The sequence below is a fragment of the Sinobaca sp. TMA16-18 genome (assembly GCF_059510535.1).
In genome coordinates this window covers 1-539 of record NZ_JCAKFM010000020.1, presented here as the reverse complement: position 1 = coordinate 539, position 539 = coordinate 1, and the positions used below count along the sequence as shown (strand labels likewise).

General features: G+C 55.3%; 1 protein-coding gene. It reads right to left on the bottom strand.

The features are described 5' to 3' along the window. Nucleotides 1-539, bottom strand: a 539-nt coding sequence (locus AC5W14_RS16725; protein ID WP_496195028.1) for a phytanoyl-CoA dioxygenase family protein, incomplete at both ends; no start/stop codon positions are given.

Genomic DNA, 539 nt, shown 5'->3' with positions numbered 1-539 from the left:
TCCGGCACGCCGCTTTCCTGCTTCTGCAGCGACGACTTGTAGTTGTCCTTCGGCGTCTCGCCCGGGCAGGAAATGTACCATTTCTGCGAGCCCGGGACGAGCATCAGCGGGCCGTTGAACTCGTAGTTGTCGGTCAGGACAATCGAGCAGCTGACCGCGCGCATGTCGGGCATGCCGTCTTCGACGTGCCACGTTTCAAAGTCGGAGTGCCAGTAGAACTCCTTGCCTTTGAAACCGGGCTTAAAGTTAATGCGCGACTGCGTAATGTAGACTTCGCTGCCGAGCAGCTGCTGGGCAGCGGAGACGATGCGGTCGTTTTGGGCGAGCGACTCAAAAAAGCCGCTGTCCTTATGGATTTCAAATACGGTGCGGATGTCGTTGCTTTCCGGCTCTTTAATCACTTCGACGGAGTCGCGCTCCTGGTTGCGTTCCATCGTCTGCTTGAGTTCACGGATCATCGTTTTGATTTCATCGGGCTCAAACAGGTTTTCAAACAGCAGGTAGCCGTTTTCATCGTAAAACGCTTCGTCGGCTTTCGT